This window comes from Janthinobacterium sp. J1-1 (genome assembly GCF_030944405.1).
GTDB lineage: Bacteria > Pseudomonadota > Gammaproteobacteria > Burkholderiales > Burkholderiaceae_D > Janthinobacterium.
In genome coordinates this window covers 924,443-945,451 of the sequence record NZ_CP132339.1, presented here as the reverse complement: position 1 = coordinate 945,451, position 21,009 = coordinate 924,443, and the positions used below count along the sequence as shown (strand labels likewise).

Sequence of the window (21,009 nt, the reverse complement as noted above, 5' to 3'; positions counted from 1 at the left end):
GACTCTTCCACGCACGATTCCCCCATGACCACACCGCTACGCGCCGCAGTCCGCCCTTACACACTTGCCGGCCTGCTGTTGTTTTCCGCCTTCGGCATGCCGCCCCTGTGCGCCGCGCCGGCACGCGTGCCGGCGGCGCAGACGGCCGATGGCGGACGCTATTTCGGTCCGCTGGTCGACGGCAAGATGCATGGCAAGGGGCGGCTGGAATACGCCAGCGGCGCCTACTATGAAGGCGGTTTCGAGCGCGGCGTGTTCAGCGGCCAGGGCAGCTTGCGCCAGCCTTCCGGCGTGCGCTACGAGGGCCAGTTCCGCCTGGGCGCGTTCGAGGGCCAGGGCCGCTACACCTCGCCCAAGGGCGAAGTCTATGCGGGCAATTTCAGCAAGGGCAATTTCGACGGCCAGGGCAGCTACCAGGGCCTGGACGGCAGCTATGTGGGCGCGTTTCGCAACTGGAAGCCGCACGGCGCGGGGGTGCTGACCGACAGCGACGGCATGGAGTTCCAGGGTAGCTTCGTGCAGGGCCAGCCGCAGGGCACGATGCAGGTGCGTTCGCCCGACGGCATCGTTTACACAGGCGAACTGAAGGACTGGAAGTTCGATGGCGAGGGCGTGTTGCGCACGCCGGATGGCGACGAATACCGGGGCCACTTCAGCAACGGCCTGTTCGACGGCGCCGGCGTGCTGCGCTACGCGCATGCCCAGCCGGACGGGCGCACCAGCGACAGCGGCAACTGGACCGAAGGCCAGCTCGACGACCCGGCGCTGGAGAAACTCACGCGCGACAATATCGAACTGGCGTTGTACAACCAGCCGGCCCTGCTGGAAAAAACCCTGGCCGGGGTGCTGCCGCGCGACCCGGCGAAAAAGATCAATCTGTATTTCCTCGGTGTCGGCGGCGATGGCGCGCAGGAAGTGTTCCGGCGCGAAACGGCCTTCGTGCAGCGCCAGTTCGACCGCGACTATGGCACGGCCGGGCGCTCGATGGTGCTGGTCAACAGCCGCAATACGGTGGCGCAGCAGCCGATGGCCACCCGCACCAGCATCCGCGCCAGCCTCGACGCGCTGGGCGCGAAAATGGACAAGAACAACGACGTGCTGTTCCTGTTCCTGACCAGCCACGGCTCGGCCGACCACCAGCTGGCGCTGGCGCAAAACGGCATGGACCTGCACAGCCTGCCGGCGCAGGACCTGGCCGGCATGCTGAAACACAGCGGCGTCAAGTGGCGCGTGATCGTCGTCTCGGCCTGCTATTCGGGCGGCTTTATCGGCCCCTTGAAGGACGACAACACCCTGATCATCACGGCCGCGCGGCCGGACCGCACCTCGTTCGGCTGCGACGACCAGGCCGATTTCACCTATTTCAGCGAAGCGTATTTCAAGCAAGCCTTGCCCACAAGCGCAGGCTTTGCCGAAGCGTTCGAGAAAGCGAAAACGCTGGTGCGCGCGCGCGAAGCGCAGGACTTCAAGTACAGTGGCGACGGCGAAGAGGAACACTCCGAACCGCAAATTTACCAGGGCAAGGCGATCGCCCAGCAACTGAAAAACTGGCGCGCCCAGCCCCGGTAAATTCGGTACAATGGGCGCAGCCATGAAAAAATTCTTCCTGCTCCTGCTGCTGTTCGTGCTTCCGCTCCAGATGTCCTGGGCCGCGGCGAGCGCCTATTGCCTGCACGAAGAAGGCAAGGCGGCCCAGCACCCGGGCCACCACAGCCACCAGCACAAGGCCAGCGCCGGCGACGAACCACAAGCCGACGCCGGCAAGGACCTGAACGCCAAGGCCAAGGCGCACAGCGACTGCAATGTCTGCCATGGCATCGGCCACGCCTGGTTGCCGCCCGGCGCCAGCATGCCCGTGTTCGACACGGCATCATTGACCATCGACACTTCCTCCTTCCTGTACGTCTCGCATATTCCCGATGGGCCCAAGCGGCCCGACTGGTCGCCGGTCATCGTCTAGACCGGCGGGATAGTTTCACTGTTACAGCATGCGCCGCGCTTGATGCGCGTGCATGGCTGCGCATCCCGTCGAATTCCTTTCCATTGCCTGGAGAATTCGATGTACCGATTTATCTTGTTCATCAGCGTCAGCTTGCTGACCCTGCCCGCCCGCGCCCAAGGCGCGGCCGAACCACCTGCCCCACTGACCCTGGCCGCCGCCCTGCAACTGGCCGAGGCCGGCAACCCCACCCTGTCGGCCGCGCGCCACGAACTGGCTGCCCAGGGTGGCGCGCTGCAACAGGCGCAAGCGCTGCCCAACCCCGAACTGCAAACCGTGGTGGAAGATACGCGCCGCGCCACGCGCAGCACCACCGTGCAACTGAATCAGCTGATCGAACTGGGCGGCAAGCGCGGCGCGCGCGCCGCCGTCGCCCTGCGCGGCCAGGACCTGGCGCAGGCGGCCCTGGCCCTGCAAGCGGCCGACACGCGCGCCGCTGTCACCACCGCGTTTGTCGACGTGCTGGCCGCGCAGGAAGGCTTGCGCCTGGCCGACAGCGCACAGGCGCTGGCGGCGCGCGCCAGCGAGATCACGGCGCGCCGCGTGGCGGCCGGCAAGGCGTCGCCGGTGGAAGCGACGCGCGCCAAGGTAGCCGAAGCAAGTGTGCGGCTCGAACTGAACCTGGCGCGCGGCAACCTCACCCAGGCCCGCCAGCGCCTGGCCGCGCTGTGGGGCGCCGGCGCGCCGCGTTTTACCTACGCCGATGGCCGGCTCGACCTGCTGCCGCCGCTGCCCTCGCCGTTGGAACTGGCGGCGCGATCGGACGCCGCCCCAAGCGTGCGGCAGGCGCGCAGCCACCTGGCGCAGCGGCAAGCCATGCTGGACGTGGAACAACGGCGCGCCACGCCGGACGTGACGGTGAGCATCGGCATGAAACGCTCGGAGGAACTGGGCCGCAACCAGGCCATCATCGGCCTGGCCTTGCCGCTGCCGCTGTTCGACCGCAATGCCGGCAACAAGCTGGAGGCCTTGCGCCGCAGCGACAAGGCTGGCGATGAACTGGCCGCCGCCCAAGTGCAGCTGCAAGCGGCGCTGGCGCAGGCGCGCGAGCGGCTGGCCACGGCCAGGCTGGACGTGGAGAGCCTGCAAAACGAGATCGTGCCCGGCGCGCAAAGCGCCTGGGACGCGGCCAGCAAGGGTTTCGAGTTCGGCAAGTTCGCCTTTCTCGATGTGCTCGATGCCCAGCGCACCTTGCTGCAAGCCAAAAGCCAGACCCTGCGCGCGCTGACCGAAGCGCACCACGCGGCCGCCGAACTCGAGCGCCTGCTGGGCGCCCCCGTGACTCCGTAAGAAAGATGCCATGAATATCCAATTGAACAAAAAACAGCTGACCGCCATCGCGGCCATCCTCATCGCCGGCATCGTGCTGGCATTCCTGATCCTCAGCACCGGCGGCGGCGCCAGGGACGACCATGCGCATGAAGAGGAAAAACACGGCCATGCCGAAGAGAAAACCGCGCCGCCAGGCGAGGGCCTGTTGCAGCTGACGGCAGAACAAGGCAAGGCGGCCGGCGTGGTGATCGCCACCGCCGCGCCTGGCCGCATCCGGACCAGCGTCGCCCTGCCCGGCGAAATCCGCTTCAATGAAGACCGCACGGCGCACGTGGTGCCGCGCCTGGCCGGCGTGGTGGAAGCCGTGCATGCGGACCTGGGCCAGCTGGTGAAAAAAGGACAGGTGCTGGCCGTGATCGCCAGCACGGAATTGTCCGAGCAGCGCAGCGCACTGCTGTCGGCCCAGCGGCGGCTGTCGCTGGCGCATGCCACCTACGAGCGCGAAAAAATGCTGTGGCAGGAAAAGATCTCGGCCGAACTCGATTACCTGCAAGCCCAGCAGGCCTGGCGCGAAGCGGAAATCGCGGTGCTCAATGCGCAGCAGAAACTGCAGGCGCTGGGCGCCGTGGGCGCCGGCAAAGGACCGCTGAACCGCTACGAGATCCGCGCGCCGTTCGACGCCATGGTGCTGGAAAAACACATCACGCTCGGTGAAGCCGTCAAGGAAGACGCGAATATCTTTGTGATCTCCGACCTGTCGACCGTGTGGGCGGAAATCGCCGTGCCGGCCAAGGACCTGGCCACCGTGCGCACCGGTGGCAAGGTGCTGGTCAAAGCCTCGGCCTTCAATGCCAGCGCCAAGGGCACCATCACCTATGTCGGCGCGCTGCTCGGTGAACAGACGCGCACGGCCAAGGCGCGCATCAGCCTGCAGAACCCCGACATGGCCTGGCGCCCGGGCCTGTTCGTCAGCGTGGAGGTGATCGCCGGCGAACAGGATGCGCCGGTCACGGTGCACAGCACGGCGATCCAGTCGGTGGAAGACAAACCGTCCGTGTTCGTGCAGGTCAAGGGCGGCTACCAGGCCACGCCGGTGATTACCGGCCGCAGCGACGGCCAGTTGACGGAAATCACCAGGGGGCTGGCGGTGGGCACGCAGTACGCGGCGCAAGGCAGCTTTACCCTGAAATCCGAGCTGGGCAAGGCATCCGCCGGCCACGAACACTGATCACGCCAAGGAAACCATCATGTTTGAACGCTTGATCCGCTTTGCCATCGCGCAGCGCTGGCTGGTCATGCTGGCCGTGGCCGCCATGGCCGCCTTCGGCATCTACAGTTATCAGCGGTTGCCGATCGACGCCGTGCCCGATATCACCAATGTGCAGGTGCAAATCAATACGGCCGCCGCCGGCTACTCGCCGCTGGAAACCGAGCAGCGCATCACCTTTCCGATCGAAACGGCGATGGCCGGCCTGCCGAAGCTCGAAGAAACCCGTTCGCTGTCGCGCTACGGCCTGTCGCAGGTCACCGTGATTTTCAAGGACGGCACCGACATCTATTTTGCGCGCCAGATGATCAACGAGCGCCTGCAGGAAGCGAAGGAAAGCCTGCCGGCCGGCATCACGCCGAAGATGGGGCCGGTGTCCACCGGCCTCGGTGAGATCTATCTGTGGACGGTGGAAACCAAACCGGGCGCCAGGAAGGCCGACGGCACGCCCTACACGCCGACCGACCTGCGCGAAATCCAGGACTGGATCATCAAGCCGCAGCTGCGCAATGTACCGGGGGTCACGGAAATTAACGCCATCGGCGGCTACGCCAAGCAGTACCAGGTGGCGCCGCATCCGGACAAGCTGGGCTCCTACGGCATCAGCCTGCAGGAAATCGTGGCGGCGCTGGAGCGCAACAACGGCAATGTGGGCGCCGGCTATATCGAACGCCAGGGCGAGCAGCTGCTGATACGCGCGCCGGGCCAGGTCGGGAGCCAGGACGATATCGCCAATATCGTGGTGGCCAACCGCGAAGGCGTGGCGATCCGCATCCGCGACGTGGCCGACGTCGTCATCGGGCGCGAACTGCGCACCGGCGCGGCCACCGAAAACGGGCGCGAAGTGGTGCTCGGCACCGTCTTCATGCTGATCGGACAGAACAGCCGCGCCGTGTCGCAGGCGGTGGATAAAAAAATGGTCGAGATCAACCGCAGCCTGCCGGAAGGCGTGCATGCCGTCACCGTGTACGACCGTACGGTGCTGGTCGACAAAGCCATCAATACGGTCAAGAAAAACCTGCTGGAAGGGGCGGTATTGGTGATCGCCATCCTCTTTATGTTCCTGGGGAACATAAGGGCCGCGCTGATCACGGCGATGGTGATTCCACTCGCCATGCTGTTCACATTTACCGGCATGGTGCAGTACCACGTCAGCGCCAACCTGATGAGCCTGGGCGCGCTGGACTTCGGCATCATTATCGACGGCGCCGTGGTGATCGTGGAAAACTGCGTGCGCCGCCTGGCCCATGCCCAGCAAAAGCTGGGCCGGCGCCTGACCCTGCAGGAACGGTACGAGGAAGTCTTTGCGGCCTCGCAGGAAGCGCGCCGGCCGCTGCTGTACGGCCAGCTGATCATCATGGTCGTGTATCTGCCGATCTTTGCGCTGACGGGCGTGGAAGGAAGGATGTTTACGCCGATGGCGTTCACAGTCGTGATTGCGCTGCTGGGCGCCATGCTGCTGTCGATCACCTTTATTCCGGCCGCGGTGGCGCTGTTTATCGGCGACAAGGTGGCGGAAAAGGAAAACGCCATCATGCGCGCGGCCAAGCGCTGGTATGCGCCGGCGCTGGACAAGGCCATGGCCAACACGCCGGTGGTGCTGGTGTTCGCGGCGGTGGCCGTGCTGCTGTCGGGCTTGCTGGCGACGCGCATGGGCAGCGAGTTCGTGCCCAGCCTGAACGAGGGCGATATCGCGATCCAGGCGCTACGCATTCCCGGCACCAGCCTCACGCAATCCCTGGCGATGCAGCAGCAGCTGGAAACCAGGCTGATGAGCAATCACAAGGAAATCGAGCGCGTCTTCGCCCGCACGGGAACGGCCGAGATCGCCTCCGACCCGATGCCGCCGAATATCTCGGACGGCTACATCATGCTGAAACCGCGCGCGCAGTGGCCGCAACCGAAAAAGCCGCGCGAGCAATTGCTGGCCGAAATCGAGGCGACGGCCACCAGCCTGCCGGGCAGCAACTACGAGTTCTCGCAGCCGATCCAGCTGCGTTTCAACGAGCTGATTTCCGGCGTGCGCAGCGACGTGGCGGTGAAACTGTATGGCGACGACATGGCCGTGCTCGATGCGACGGCGGCCGCCATTGCCGGCGTGCTGGGCAAGGTGGCCGGCGCCACCGAAGTGAAGGTCGAACAGACCAGCGGCCTGCCGATGCTGACGGTGCAGATCGACCGCGAGCAGACGGCCCGCTATGGCCTGAACATGGCCGACGTGCAGGCGGCGATCTCGACCGCCATCGGCGGCCAGCAGGCCGGCACCCTGTTCCAGGGCGACCGCCGGTTCGACATCGTGGTGCGCCTGCCCGACAGCCTGCGCAGCGACCTGGAGCAATTGCGCCGCCTGCCGATCGCCCTGCCCCAGGGCGCCAATGCGGAAGGCCGCGCGCGCTTCATTCCGCTCGGCGAAGTCGCCAGCCTGCAAGTGGCGCCCGGGCCGAACCAGATCAGCCGCGAGGACGGCAAGCGCCGCATCGTCATCAGCGCCAATGTGCGCGGGCGCGATATCGGCTCGTTTGTGGCCGACGCCACGCAGCAGCTGCAAGCCCAGGTCAATATACCGGCCGGCTACTGGACCAGCTGGGGCGGCCAGTTCGAGCAATTGCAGTCGGCCACCGCGCGATTGCAGCTGGTGGTACCGCTGGCCCTGGGCCTGGTGTTCATCTTGCTGTTTGCCATGTTCGGCAATGTGAAGGATGGCCTGCTGGTGTTCAGCGGCATTCCGTTTGCGCTGACGGGCGGCATACTCGCGCTGTGGCTGCGCGACATACCGCTGTCAATCTCGGCGGCGGTAGGCTTTATCGCCCTGTCCGGCGTGGCCGTGCTGAACGGGCTGGTGATGATTTCGTTTATTCGCCAGCTGCGCGAACAGGGTTTTGCTGTGCACGACGCCATCCGCGACGGCGCCCTCTCGCGCTTGCGGCCGGTGCTGATGACAGCGCTGGTGGCGTCACTGGGTTTCGTGCCGATGGCGATCGCCACCGGCACCGGCGCCGAAGTGCAGCGCCCGCTGGCCACGGTGGTGATCGGCGGGATATTGTCGTCGACGGTGCTTACTTTGCTGGTGTTGCCGCTGTTGTATAGCCTGGCTTACCGGAAGAAAGAGTCAGCGTAGGTCGGGTTAGCGCTACGCGCGTAACCCGACAACATTGTTGGCGGTGCATTTTTGGAGCCAACAATGTTGTCGGATTACGGCCTGCGGCCTAATCCGACCTTGTATTATTCCTCTCATGCGGTTGGTGGTGTTGCGAACAACATCGGCCGCTGTCAAAATTCTTGGTAGGCATATCAAGACCGGGTAACTGGATGCCGTATCCGCCCTTAGGCTCAAAGCCAGCGATGTAGATCTCGCACCACTTACCCACCCTCCATGTCAAGATCGGACAGTATCTTTGGCACCGGCACGCCGGTAGCCCGCATTCACAAGGTAGATCGCAAGAGGACCACAGCATGTTTAATTTAGGAATCGACGTTGCCAAGGCCAAGCTGGACTGCGCACTGCGCCTGCCCAATGGCAAGCACCGTAACAAGGTAGTAGAGAACAATCACAAAGGATTTGCTGCACTGAGCGAATGGCTGCTCAAGCATGATGCCGGCAACCCGAGAGTATGTATGGAAGCGACTGGCACTTACTGGGAAGGGGTTGCCGAATATCTGGCCGGACTTGGCATGGTGGTCAGTGTCATCAATCCGGCACAGATGAAGGCCTTTGGCGCCTCGCGCATGGTGCGCACCAAGACCGACAAGGTCGATGCGCAGTTGATTGCCGACTTTGCCCATGAGCGCCAACCGGAGCCGTGGACAGCGCCGTCGCCCGCCGCGCAGGCACTGCGCGCCTTGGTGCTGCGCCTCGAAGCGGTGCAAGCGATGCGGTTGCAGGAAACGAATCGGCTCGACGTCGCTCGAGAAGCGGACCGCCAGGGTATCGAGGATCACATTGCCTGGCTCGACAAAGAAATCAAGGAACTCATTCGCGCCATCAAGCGCCATATCGACGATGATCCGGATTTACGCGACAAGCGCGAGCTGCTCGACAGCATCCCTGGCCTGGGTGAGCGCACGATACCAGTGTTGCTGTCGTACTATGCCGATACCGAGCGCTTCGACAACGCCAAGCAAGCCGTGGCGTTTGCGGGACTCGACCCGCGCCAGCACGAGTCAGGATCGAGCGTACGTGGCAAGCCACGCATGTCGAAGATTGGTCACAGTTTCCTGCGAAAGGCGCTGTACATGCCAGCCATGGTGACCGTATACAGGACACCATGGGGTCAGCGCTTTGGCCAGCGGCTCAGCGCTGCCGGCAAGGCACCGAAACTGATCATCGGCGCCATGATGCGCAAGCTGGTGCACGTGGCATTCGGCGTGCTCAGGTCGGGAAAAATATTTGATCCAACCTTGCACAACGCTTGACGGGGATAACAGTATCTACGGTCATGCCGGTTGTTATTCGAATTATTACGGTTTGCGGTAACCGCCCTCGATCCAGTTGGCCGCCGCGGTCGCGTTGAATTTGAATGCGGCCGGGGCGCGCACCTTGGCGATCTGTTCGCCGTCGGCGTCATACGCGCTCAGCTCGGCATACGGGTGCTCTTCGTCGGGCACGATGTCGAACATGACCTTGACCTGGCCTTCGTCGGTGGCCACGTACAGGCTCTTGTGCAATTGCGCGTGCAGTTGCTGTTCATGGCGGCGCAGCACCTCGGACGCCGTTTTCACCAGGGTGTTGAAGGCGTTGACGTCGAGCGGCTTGGGGTTTTTCTTGTCGCGGCCCATGGTCCACGGGCCGACCAGGGCCGGTTCCGGTTCGCCATCCTTGATCATGGCCACCGCCCAGCCTTCGTCTTCCTCGTTCTTGATCACGCGCGCGGTCCAGCCGTTGCCGGTCCACAGGCGCGGCTCCTGAATGGGCGCGTCGCTGTCTTGCTCATCTGGCTCGGAAAACTCGGGAAGATCGGTACTCATGGCGGTGCTCGTGATGGAAGGTGGGGCCTGCATGATAGACGAAATCGCCCGCCCGTGCCGCGTTTGGCACACTGCAAACAGCATGCCGCCCCACCTTTTCACACCCCGCTCAGCACATCGACATGGCGGGCCGCGCCGGCCAGGTCAGCGGTGGCCCCGGCGGGGTCCAACGCGGGTCGATGGCCGGCAGCGGCACGCGGTAATTGTAGGGGTTGATGATGATCGGCGGTATTGCCGATGGCGCGCCGACAGGCTCGGCGCAAGACTTGACGGCGCTACGCTGGCGCGTGATTCGACAATGATGCAGGGATAGCGATTGATCCCCGATAGCTGCAGTCACAAGCATGGTGCCCTCCTTGCAAATGTGAATGCTCAGTATAGGTCGCCATGCGCGTATTGCAAGAAAAGAAAACTTGTTTGACACCACCATCTCATCCGTCCACGTGCCATCCATGCCGCGAAAACGACCGCCTGTCGCACGCGTCTGGCAGGGCCACCGGGCCGCCGCTACAGTGTGAACATGCTTTATCCCAATACATCTTTCAGAGGCCTGCCATGAAAAAAATACTCACCTTCGTCCTGATCCTCGTGCTGGCCTGCCTGTTCCTTGACAAGATCGGCGCCAGCGACGTGCACATGCAGTTCAACGGCGACGATTTCGACGGTCCGCTGGAATGGCTGTTCGGGCTGGTGTTTGCCGGCGGCGGCCTGCTGATCGCACTGATCGCGCTGGTCTGCGCCGCCATGGTGGTGGGCGTGGTGGTGGCCGGTGTCGGCATGTTCATGGTGGCCGGCGTGGTGCTGGGCGGGGGCGTGCTGGTCCTGGTGCTGCTGGCCTGCAGTGCGCCGGTCCTGCTGCCGCTGCTGGTGATTGCCGCCGTGATCTGGCTGTTGTCCAGCCGCAGCCGCAAGCAGGCGCGGGCGCACCGGGCAGGTCTCTGATCAGTTGGCCATGAACTGGCTCAGCACCCCGCCAGAGCCACCGCCGTCATGATGTTCCACCCGGTTGCGTCCGCCCCGCTTGGCGCGGTACAGCGCTTCATCTGCGCGCACCAGTACCGCATCGCAACCGGCATCGGTGCCGCTCATGGCCGCCATGCCGATGCTCACCGTCACGCACAGCAGCACGCCACCGTCGATGCTGACCGAACTGTCGGCCACGCGGGCGCGCAAGCGCTCGGCAAACACGGCCGCCGACGCCATGTCGGTGCCCGGCAACAGGATGGCGAATTCCTCGCCGCCCACCCTGCCCGGCACATCGACCTTGCGCAGCGCCTGGCATATCAGGGCGCCCAGGTGGCGCAGCACCACGTCGCCCACCGCATGGCCGTGTTCATCGTTGACGCGCTTGAAATGATCGATATCGAGCATCAGCACGGTGGCCACGCTGGCCAGTTCGCGCTGCAACCGCGCATGCTCATTGGCCAAGGCCGTCATGAAATGGCGGCGGTTCGGCAGCCCGGTCAAAAAGTCGGTGGTGGCCAGCTGCAATAGCTCGGCATTCATGCGCTTGCGTTCGGTGATATCGAGCGAGGACACCATCACGAAGTCCAGGCTGTCGGCATGGCCCGGCATCACCAGCAAGCTCAGTTCGTTTTGCCGCGCCGCCCCATCGAGGCGCAGAAAACTGCTCTCGCATTCATACAGGTGGGCGCCGCCGGCCAGCGCCAGCAGCGCCGCGCCAAACGCGGGCAAGGCCGCCTCGTCGAAGTTTTGCGCCAGGCCCAGCTTGCCGCGCCGCTGGTCGTCCAGGTTGGCCCTGACCTGCGCCAGCGCGGCGCCGTTCGCGTCGATGATGGTCACCAGGCCGGCCAGTCGCTTGAGTTCGTCGGGACGCTGCTGGAAATACGCCGGCAAATCCTGTACCTCCGACTGTTTGATGACGTCAAGCGCCTCGCGCACGGCAGACCAGTCCTGCTCCCACAAGGCCACCGGCGCATGGTCGTACAGGCTGCGAAAACGCGCTTCGCCGGCGCGCAGCGCCTGCGCCACCTGCGCCTGTTCGATCGCCATGCCGGCCAGGTGCGCCGCTTCGCTCAAGCGCGCCAGGTGCGAGGCGCCCGGCGCCAGCGGCTGGCGGTGGTAGGCCATCAGCACCCCCAGCAGCTTGCCCGAGCCGCCGCGCACCGGCTCGGCCCAGCACGACTGCAGGCCGGCCTGCGTCGCCAGTTCCATCTCTCCCGGCAGTGTTTCGGCCGCGCGCAGGTCGGGTACGCTGATGCGCTGGCCGCTGCGCACGGCCAGCGCCGCCACGCCATGCACGCCGCGCAGCATGTCGACGCCATGGCCATGGCTGGACAGGTTGAAAAACGCCGGCAGCGAGGGTGCCGCGCCCAGCACCAGGCGATGCCGGTGTTCGTCGAGCAGCAGGATGCTGCAGACCATGGCCGGATGATCGGCCTGCACCCCCAGCACCACGCTTTCCAGCACCCGCTCCAGCGGCGCGCCGATGGCCAGCATTTCCAGCACCTGGCGCCGCGTCGTTTCGCGCCGCTCGGCCAGGCTGCGCTCGCTGATATCGCGGAAGGTCCACAGCCTGGCCTGCTCATTACCCAGTTGCATGCTGCGGATATATTGTTCGATCACCCGGCCGTCACGCAGGTGCAGCAGGTCGCGCTGTTCGCGGTGGCCGTGCGGCGCATGGCGGCGCGCGTCGAGGAAAGGCGTGGCCTCTTCCAGCCGGCTTTGCACATGCAGTACCAGCGCCGCGCTGTCGGCCTGCCAGTCGAGCGTATCGGGCACTTGCCACAGGTCGCGAAAGCGCCGGTTCGAGGTGAAGATGCGGCCATCGGCGCTGTCGACCAGGATGCCGTCGAGGGTGGAATCGAGGATATTGCGCAGCATCGCCTGGCTGCGCTGCGCCGCCTCGGCCATCGCCAGCACGCTGGCCTGGCCCTGCTCCAGCTGGCCAGCCAGTTCGTTGGCGCGCGCCAGCGAACGCTGCGCCTGGTAGCGGCTGGCCGCCAGCAGCCAGGTGGCCAGCGCCAGCGCCAGGCTGACGAACAGGCCGGTCCAGGCCACCATGCGCGGGCGCGCCAGCAGGTCGCCGTCAAAAGCAGGCAGCGCGCGCACGCGCACGGTCCAGACATGGCCGGCGATGGTCAATGCCTGCGTGCTGGCCAGCCGGCCCGGCGCCACCGGCATCCCGGGCAGGCTGTCGTACAGCCGGGCGCCGGCGTCCAGGTGGTCACCGTCGTAGATTTCCAGGTCCAGCAGGCGCGACGCCTCGCCACCCACGCCACGCATCAGGTCCTGCATGCGAAACGGCGCGAAGACCCAGGCGCGCAGGGCGGCGCGGCGCTGCTGCACGCTGTCGTGCGCCAGGCCATTGTCGAAGATCGGCATCACCAGCAGAAAGCCGTACACCGTGGTACTGGCGCTGGCGCCGCCATCCTGCAACAGCTGGAGCTTGCCCGTCATGGCCGCCTGCCCCGTGTCGCGCGCCTGCTCCAGGGCCGCGCGCCGCGCCGGTTCGGCCAGCAGGTCATGGCCCATGGCGCGCAGGTTGCTGTCGCTGACCGGTTCCAGGTAGGTGATCGGCGCGATCGCCGGCCGCGCTCCCGGCGGTTGGATCACGTAGCCGGGAAAGCCCTGCGCGCGCGCCTGCGCTTCGTGCGCCGCGCGCTGCGCGCCGGGCAGCAGCGGCAAATAGCCGACGCCCTGGATGCCGGGGTAGTGGCGGGCCAGGTCGCGCACCGCCAGGTAGGCATGGAATTCCTCGCGCGTGACATTCGTCGAGCTGGCGTACAGGCCCTGCACGCCATGCAACAGGTCGGTGTAGGTACGCATGCGGCCGCTGATGCTGCCCACCAGTTCGCGTACATGGAAATCGAAATCGGCGCGCAGCTGTTGTTCGCTGGCATCGCTGGCGGCGCGCCAGGCGCCATAGCTCAGGCCCAGTCCCAAGGTCAGCACCAGGGCCGCAAACAACGGCGGTCCCACCCATTGCGGGCGGTGCGATCTGGACGACAACGGCGACGCGCGTCTGTTCATGGCGGGCTGGAAGACTGATCGAAATTCGCGCCAGCGCAAGCGCGGCGGCGCGCATCTACCATCGGTAGCGGATGTCAACGATACTACGTTACAACGGGTGGCCTTGCAAATTTTGCACCCTGTATCAAAAAGACCACACTGTTACAGTACAGGCAAGGCCGCCTTGCTCGCGATGTACTGGCGATAACCATTCGCGCGCAGCGCGCAGGCCGGGCAGGTGCCGCAGCCATAGCCCCAGTCGTGCAGCTGGCCGCGTTCGCCCAGGTAGCAGGTATGCGTGTCGCTGCGGATCAGGTCGACCAGGCTCTGGCCGCCGAGGCGTTCCGCCAGGTCCCAGCTTTGCGCCTTGTCCAGCCACATCAGCGGTGTTTCCAGCTTCAGGCGCGTGGCCATGCCCAGGTTCAGCGCCACTTGCAGCGCCTTCATGGTGTCGTCGCGGCAATCGGGGTAGCCCGAGAAATCCGTTTCGCACATGCCGCCCACCAGCACCGTCAGGCCGCGGCGGTAGGCCACGGTGGCGGCCACCGTCATGAACAGCAGGTTGCGGCCAGGCACGAAGGTGTTCGGCAGGCCATTTTCCTGCATCACGATTTCCACGTCCTGCGTCATCGCCGTATCGGAAATGGCCGAAATCAGGGACAGGTCTATCATATGGTCTTCGCCGAGGCGCGCATTCCACTCGGGCGAGTGCTCGCGCATCTTGGCCAGCAGGCCCGGGCGCACGGTCAGCTCGATCGCATGGCGCTGGCCGTAGTCAAAGCCGATGGTTTCCACACGGCTGTAGTGCTCCAGGGCCCAGGCCAGGCAGGTGGTGGAGTCTTGCCCACCGCTAAACAATACGAGTGCCGTATCAGTTGCTAACATAATATTCTTTCTTAATTAAGGACACGCTGGCAGAGCTTGCGCCGGGCAATAAAATACCCTGCACAAAATAGTCTTATTCGTCCGCCATCAATTTCTCACTTCCGGTAACATGCGATCAGCATTTACTCATCTGGAGCACCATGTTTTCTGCACGTCCCATACGGCACTTAGCCACCGGCAAGGCGATACGACCACGAATTTTGGCACAACTGGTGGCAAAAGTAATGGGGCAACTGACACTGGCCGCCGCCGGCGGCGCCATCCTGGCCCTCCCCATGGCCCCTGCGCGCGCGCAGGAGGCCGTTGCGGTGCCGGTTCCCGCCACCCCGGAAACGGCCCCGGCAACCGCTCCGGAAGCCATGGCGGACACGCCGGTTGAAGAGCCGGCCGCCGAGACCGCGCCCGTCGCGCCAGCCCTGCAATACGATGTGCGCGTCAATGCGCCGGGCGACCTCGATGAGCTGCTGGAAAAAAACCTCGATCTGGAACGTTTTCGCGGCAATCCGCGCATGGACCGCGAACAGTTGCAGCGCCTGGTGCGCGACGCGCCCGAGCAGGTGAAAAACCTGGTGGCCACGGCCGGCTTCTATACGCCCGTCGTCACGGTCAACGTCGACACCGCCGGCAGCCGGCCCGTCGTCACCGTCGATGTCGAACCGGGCCAGCCGGTGACGGTCGACAAGGTCGAGCTGGAATTGCGCGGTTTCGATCCGACCCCGCCGCTGGCGGCCAGCGAACCCTACGATACCGAAGGCCTGAAGCGCAGCTGGGGCCTGAAGAAGGGCGCCATCTTCCGCCAGTCCGAATGGGAGTCCGCCAAGCGTGCCCTGCTGCGCGAAGTGGTGCAGACGCGCTACCCGCGCGCCCAGCTGGTCGATACGCAAGCGGTGGTCGATCCCGAGACCCACAAAGTGTCGCTGCTGGTGATCCTCAGCAGCGGCCCCGAGCTGCGCTTTGGCGAGCTGCGCATCGAGGGCCTGAAGCGCTACGACCCGAGCATCATCCGCAACCTGAACAAGATCGGCCCCGGCGACTACTACAGCGAATCGGCGCTGCAGCTGTACCAGGCGCGCCTGCAGGACACCGGCTACTTTGCCAGCGTGGAAGTGAGCGCCGACATGAGCACCATCCTGGGCGAGCAGATCGAGGCGGGCCAGGCGGTGCAGGAGGGCGAGAGCGTGGAAACCGCCCAGGCCAGCCGCGGCCCCGCGCCGCAACTGCCGCTGGTGGTGCGCGTGACGGAAAACAAGCAGCAGAACGTCAGCGCCGGTATCGGTTTCAGTACCAATACGGGGAACCGCGCCCAGCTCAACTACGACAACCTGAATGTCTGGGGCACGCGGTTCAAGAGCGCGATCACGATGGAAACCAAGAAACAGGCGGCGCACACCAATTTCTATTTCCCCACCACCGAGCGCGGCTACAACGACAGTATCGGCGCCTCGTTCGAGCGCAGCGACATCTCCAACGAGATTACGGCCGTGTCGACCATCGCCGCCAAGCGCAACTGGGGCGGCACCAATTTGGAACGCAGCCTGACCTTCGAATTCTTGAGCGAGGACAAAACCGTGGTCGGCCTGGAACAGACGCGCAGCAAGAGCTTGCCGCTGACCTATGCCATCACCAAGCGCAGCCTCGACAGCCTGCTGTTTCCCACCAAGGGCTATGTGATCAATGCCCAGGTCGGCGGCGCGCTGCTGCCGGTGCTGACCGACGAGCGCTTCGTGCGCGTCTCCGGCAAGGGCGTGTACTACAAGCCGCTCGGTGAAAAAGGCGAACTGATCGTGCGCGGCGAAATGGGCGCGCTGGGCTCGAAAGAGAAAAAAGGCGTTCCGGCCGTCTACCTGTTCCGCGCCGGCGGCGACCAGTCCGTGCGCGGCTATGCCTACCAGGAACTGGGCGTGAAGGAAGGCGACGCCACCGTCGGCGGGCGCTACCTGGCCACCGCCAGCGCCGAATACCAGTACTGGTTCAAGCCGAAATGGGCGATTGCCGCCTTTTATGACGCCGGCAATTCGGCCGACAGCGTCAAGGATGCGCTGGAACTGAAATCGGGCTATGGCCTGGGCGGGCGCTACAAGAGCCCCGTCGGCCCCATCAATGTCGACGTGGCGTACGGCCACGCCGTCCATGCCTATCGTTTGCACTTTTCTCTGGGATTCACTTTCTGATGTCCGATCTTACCAACGAGTCCTCCACCGCCTCGCCACCACCACCGCCGCCGGCGAAAAAGCGCCGCTGGCCGCGCTACCTGCTGATCGCCGTCGCCAGCCTGGCCGTGCTGCTGGGCGGCGCCTTCTGGTTCCTGGGCCGCGAATCGACCCTGCAACTGCTGGTGCAAAAAGTGGCCAGCGCCAGCGGCGGCCAGATCGCAGTGTCCGGCGTGTCCGGCTCGCTGTATGACCGCATGCACCTGGACCATGTCAGCTACCGCAGCAAGACCCAGCACATCACGGCCGACAATATCGACATCAACTGGTCGCCATTCCAGTACTTCTCGGAAGGCATCGCGATTTCCGAGCTGCATGTGGCCAGCCTGTCGGTGCAAACCATCGGCAAGTCCGACGAACCGTCGACCATGCCCGACAGCCTGGCCTCGCCTTTTAAAATCGGCATCAGCGAGGCGCGCCTCGACAAGATCACCCTGATCGGCGATACCGGCAATACCGTGTTTGAAAAGATCCGCTTTGCTTTGTCAGGCGACAAGACCGAATGGCAGCTGAAAAACGCCTCGGGCGTGACGCCGTTCGGCCTGGCGAAAGCCGACGCCACCATCGCCGCGGTGAAACCGTTCAAGCTCAAGGGCACGGCCAGCCTGACGCAGGCGGTGGCGCCGGCCGGTGAAAAACCGGCGGCCCTGAACCTGGCGCTCGGTGGCGATTTGAATGTGCTCAATATCAACGCCAAGGGCAATGCCGGCGCCGCCACGGCCGATGCGCAACTGGCGCTGGCGCCGTTCGATCCGGTCATCATCCTGCGCTCGGCCAAGGTCAAGGGCAGCAATATCAATCCGGGCAAGTTCGATGCGACCTTGCCGCAGGCCGACCTGAGCCTGGACCTCGATGCGGCCATCGGCGCCAATCAGAGTGTCTCGGGCAAGCTGGCGATCGTCAACCACGCCACGCCGGGTCCGCTGGACCAGCAGAAGCTGCCGCTGCGCCAGTTCGACGCACGCCTGGGTGGCACCCTGACGGCCACCACGCTGGACTCGGCCATCATCGACTTCGGCAATGCCGGCAAATTTACCGGCAGCGGCAAGATCGACCGCGATGCGCCCGACGCCGGCATCGGCCAGGCGAATATCGCGCTGCATACCGACAAGATCGACCTGCAGCAAATCTACAGCAGCATCAACAGCACCAAGATCGCCGGCGACATCACCCTCGACAGCGACGGCAAGACGCAGACCGTGCGCGCCAAACTCGGTGAAGCCAAGCTGCGCCTGGACCTGGAAGCCACGCTGGCCGATTCCCTGGTCAACCTCAGCAAAGCCACCCTGCAAGCGGGCAAGAGCAGCATCAACGCCAGCGGCCAGCTCAGCCTGAAGGACGATCAACCGTTCAAGGCCGTCGCCAGCACCAGCCGCTTGAACCCCGCCGACTTCGGCGCGTTTCCCGTCGCCGACCTGAACCTGGACGTGCGCGCGCATGGCCATGTGGCCCCGCAATGGCTGGCCAATGCCGACTTCACGGTGCGCCCCAGCAAGCTGCTCGACCAGCCACTGTCCGGCAAGGGCAAGCTGACGGCCGATGCGCAGCATTTCAGCGGCATCGATGTGCAGCTGGCGCTGGGCAAGAACACCATCGCGGCCAAGGGCAACTTTGGCGGCGCCGGCGAAAAACTGAACTGGAATGTCGATGCGCGGCAACTGTCCGCCGTGCAGGGCGACCTGGTCGGCGCGGTACTGGCCAGCGGCGTGGTGCAAGGGACCATGAAAGAACCGCGCACGACGTTCGTGGCCGACGCGAAAGGCTTGGGATTGTCCAGCAGCAAGCGCCCGGCGCCCGACAGCGTGATCCACGCCAGCGGCGACATCGGCCTGACGGGACCGAAGCAGTCGCCGGAAGTGAAAATGGCCGGCACCGTGCAAAAACTCAACCCGGCCGCCTTCGGCGACCTGCCAGTCGGCAATATCAATGCGGACTTCAACGGCAGCGGCAATTTGAGTGCCGACTGGCGCATGGCCTTGACCCTGGCGCTGCGCGAATCGACCTTGCAGAATGCGCCGCTGGCCGGCTACGCCAAGCTGACGGCGTCCGCCAAACGGGTCGACAATGCCGACGTGGAACTGCGCCTGGGCCCCAACAGCCTGGTCGCCAAGGGCGCGCTGGGCGGCGCGAATGACAAGCTGAACTGGAAACTTGATGCGCCGCAGCTGGCCACCCTGGGGCCGCAATTTGCCGGCGTGCTGCATGCGTCGGGCGTGGTCTCGGGCAAGATGGATGCACCGGCCGCGCAACTGAGCCTGGACGGCAGCAATCTCACCTTCTTCGGCGACCAGCGCCTGCAAGCCGTCAAGGGCAGCGCCAGCGTCGGCTCCGGCCAGGGCGCGCAGGACCCGATGGTCAGCGCGCTGGAAATCACCGGCTACAGCACGCCGACCTTCAAGCTGGCCACGGCCCGCTTGGGCACCACCGGCACGCGCGGCAACCACACGATCAGTGTGGCGGCGCGCAATGACGACTTCGACGCCACGATTGCCGCCAGGGGCAGCCAGAGCGGCGCCAGCTGGACCGGCAGCATCGACAGCCTGCAGAACAAGGGCCGCTATGCGCTGGTGCTGCAGGCGCCGGTACCCGTGAAAGTGGCGGGCCCGGCCGGTAGCGGCGTGGCCGGCCTGGGCAATCCCGAGCAGCTGAGCGTGGGCAATACCGTGATCAAGCTGCCGGCCGGCAGCATCACCATGCAAAGCCTGGCCAAGAACGGTCCGCGCTGGACCAGCACCGGCCAGGCGACCGGCGTGGCCTTGAACTACCTGGCGCAGTTCGCGCCGGCGCTGAAGGAAAACATGCGTGGCGACCTGACCCTGGGCGCGCAATGGTCGCTCGACATGCAAGCCGCCACCGCCAGCCAGAAGGAACCGGCGCTGGCCGGCATGCTGCATGTCTTCCGCGAAAAAGGCGATGTCACGGTAGGCGTCGACCAGCCATTGACCCTGGGCCTGCGCACCCTGGACGCGAGGATCGATGTCGCCAACCAGCAATTGCGCCTGAATGTCAAACTGGACGGCACGCGCGCCGGCCAGAGCGATATCAATGCCACCGTGCAAATGCTGGGCGGACGCATCAGCAACAGCAGCGCCTTGAGCCTGACGGGCACCACCAATATCGCCTCGCTGGCGTGGGTGGCGCCACTGGCGGGACAACCGGGACTGGAACTGGGCGGCGCCCTGAAAGTGGCGTTGACGGGCAGCGGCACTATCGGCGCGCCCTTGCTGAACGGCGACATCGCGGGCACCGGTCTGCTGGTGAACTGGGCCGAGCAAGGTTTGAAATTGCGCAATGGCGTGCTGCAGGCGAAACTGGCTGGCGATCAATTGCAGCTGCAACGCCTGAGCTTTGACGGCGGCAACGGCAAGGCCCAGCTTGACGGCTGGGTGCGCTTTGCGAACGGCGAAGCGACGATGGAACTGAAACTGCTGGCCGACCGCCTGACGGCCCTGTCGCGTCCGGACCGCACCCTGATCCTGTCGGGCAACGCCACCGTGCTGCGCAACGAGAAATTGTTCAGCCTGGAAGGCAAGTTCAAGGCCAACCGCGCGCTGATCGAACTGGCGCCGGAAGGCACGCCAACGCAAAGCGATGACGTGGTGGTACTGGGCAAGAACAGCCGCGCCACCAAGGCCGCGCCCGAACTGCCATTGAATATCGACGTGGAATTCGACCTGGGCAACGCTTTCCACCTGCGCGGCATGGGCATCGATGCTGATCTCGCCGGCAATATCCGCGCCCGCGTACAGAACCGCAATGCGCCGCGCGTCACCGGCAGCATCCGCGTCGTCAACGGCCTGTATGCGGCCTACGGCCAGAAGCTGTCGATCGACCGCGGTGTGATCAATTTCACGGGCGCCTACGACAATCCGTCGCTGAACGTGCTGGCCGTGCGCAAGCGTCCCGAAGGCGAAGCGCTGTCGGAAACCAATGTCGAAGCGGGCGTGGAAGTGCGCGGCACGGCGCAGGCGCCGACGGCCAAGCTGGTATCGACGCCGAACGTGTCGGACAGCGACAAGCTGGCCTGGCTGATCCTGGGCCACGGCGCGGAAACGGCGGCCGGCGATGAAATGGCCTTGCTGACCACGGCGGCCGGCGCCCTCTTCGGCGGCTCGGGCGGCGGCATGCAAGGCAAGCTGGCCAGCTCGCTGGGCCTCGACGAAGTGGGGCTGTCGCAAGCGGCCGGCCTGGAAAGCACGGTCGTCACGGTCGGCAAGCGTTTGTCGTCGCGCGCCTACCTGACGTTCGAGCAAGGCGCCAGCACGGCGTCGAGCCTGGTGAAACTGCGCTACAAGCTGAACCGCCGCTTTACCTTGCAGTTCCAGACCGGCACCAACAATGCGCTGGATGTGTTGTATACGTGGGCGTTTGACTGACCCGGAACGGTAGCGGAAAACACAAAGGGCGCCTCGGCGCCCTTTTCTTTTGCTGCTGCTTGC

General features: G+C 65.1%; 13 protein-coding genes. 9 read left to right on the top strand and 4 right to left on the bottom strand.

The window, feature by feature from the left end; genetic code table 11:
* The first annotated feature begins 24 nt into the window (after positions 1-24).
* The 6 genes from Q8L25_RS04230 to Q8L25_RS04205 all read left to right on the top strand — a co-directional run bounded on the left by Q8L25_RS04230 (position 25) and on the right by Q8L25_RS04205 (position 8,951).
* Positions 25-1,569, top strand: a complete 1,545-nt coding sequence (locus tag Q8L25_RS04230; protein WP_308923692.1) for a C13 family peptidase — start codon at positions 25-27, stop codon at positions 1,567-1,569.
* Positions 1,570-1,591: 22 nt separating this feature from the next.
* A complete protein-coding gene (gene czcI / locus Q8L25_RS04225; protein ID WP_308923691.1) occupies positions 1,592-1,960 on the top strand; it encodes a cation efflux protein, CzcI family in 369 nt (122 codons plus the stop codon).
* A gap of 99 nt (positions 1,961-2,059) precedes the next feature.
* Entirely contained in the window at positions 2,060-3,289 is a 1,230-nt protein-coding gene (locus tag Q8L25_RS04220; RefSeq protein ID WP_308923690.1) for a TolC family protein, read from the top strand.
* A 10-nt stretch (positions 3,290-3,299) separates the two neighbouring features.
* Entirely contained in the window at positions 3,300-4,499 is a 1,200-nt protein-coding gene (locus Q8L25_RS04215; protein ID WP_308923689.1) for an efflux RND transporter periplasmic adaptor subunit, read from the top strand.
* 19 nt (positions 4,500-4,518) lie between these two features.
* Positions 4,519-7,656: a CusA/CzcA family heavy metal efflux RND transporter gene (locus Q8L25_RS04210; RefSeq protein WP_308923688.1), complete on the top strand. Its 3,138-nt coding sequence runs from the start codon at positions 4,519-4,521 to the stop codon at positions 7,654-7,656.
* Positions 7,657-7,991: 335 nt separating this feature from the next.
* On the top strand, positions 7,992-8,951 hold the full coding sequence (locus tag Q8L25_RS04205) for an IS110 family transposase (RefSeq protein WP_308923687.1): 960 nt from the start codon (positions 7,992-7,994) through the stop codon (positions 8,949-8,951).
* Positions 8,952-8,996: 45 nt separating this feature from the next.
* Here the strand turns inward: Q8L25_RS04205 and Q8L25_RS04200 are convergent, their stop codons facing one another.
* Together Q8L25_RS04200 and Q8L25_RS04195 are read right to left on the bottom strand one after the other, a co-directional pair.
* Positions 8,997-9,503 (bottom strand): hypothetical protein, encoded by a 507-nt coding sequence (locus Q8L25_RS04200; protein ID WP_308923686.1) that lies wholly within the window; start codon positions 9,501-9,503, stop codon positions 8,997-8,999.
* 109 nt (positions 9,504-9,612) lie between these two features.
* Positions 9,613-9,849, bottom strand: a complete 237-nt coding sequence (locus Q8L25_RS04195; RefSeq protein ID WP_308923685.1) for a hypothetical protein — start codon at positions 9,847-9,849, stop codon at positions 9,613-9,615.
* Positions 9,850-10,058: 209 nt separating this feature from the next.
* Between Q8L25_RS04195 and Q8L25_RS04190 the strand changes: the two genes are divergently transcribed.
* Complete coding sequence (locus Q8L25_RS04190; protein ID WP_308923684.1) at positions 10,059-10,445, top strand: hypothetical protein; 387 nt, start codon at positions 10,059-10,061, stop codon at positions 10,443-10,445.
* On the opposite strand, the gene Q8L25_RS04185 is transcribed toward Q8L25_RS04190, so the two are convergent.
* Positions 10,446-13,496, bottom strand: coding sequence for a CHASE domain-containing protein (locus tag Q8L25_RS04185; protein ID WP_308923683.1), 3,051 nt, complete (start codon positions 13,494-13,496; stop codon positions 10,446-10,448).
* 141 nt (positions 13,497-13,637) lie between these two features.
* Entirely contained in the window at positions 13,638-14,360 is a 723-nt protein-coding gene (gene queC, locus Q8L25_RS04180; protein WP_308923682.1) for a 7-cyano-7-deazaguanine synthase QueC, read from the bottom strand.
* A 224-nt stretch (positions 14,361-14,584) separates the two neighbouring features.
* On the opposite strand from queC, the gene Q8L25_RS04175 reads away from it, so the two are divergent.
* Both Q8L25_RS04175 and Q8L25_RS04170 read left to right on the top strand, forming a co-directional pair.
* Entirely contained in the window at positions 14,585-16,531 is a 1,947-nt protein-coding gene (locus Q8L25_RS04175; protein ID WP_308923681.1) for a BamA/TamA family outer membrane protein, read from the top strand.
* Positions 16,531-20,946, top strand: a complete 4,416-nt coding sequence (locus Q8L25_RS04170) for a translocation/assembly module TamB domain-containing protein (RefSeq protein ID WP_308923680.1) — start codon at positions 16,531-16,533, stop codon at positions 20,944-20,946. The genes Q8L25_RS04175 and Q8L25_RS04170 overlap by 1 nt, the downstream gene beginning before the upstream one ends.
* The last annotated feature ends 63 nt before the right edge of the window (positions 20,947-21,009 follow it).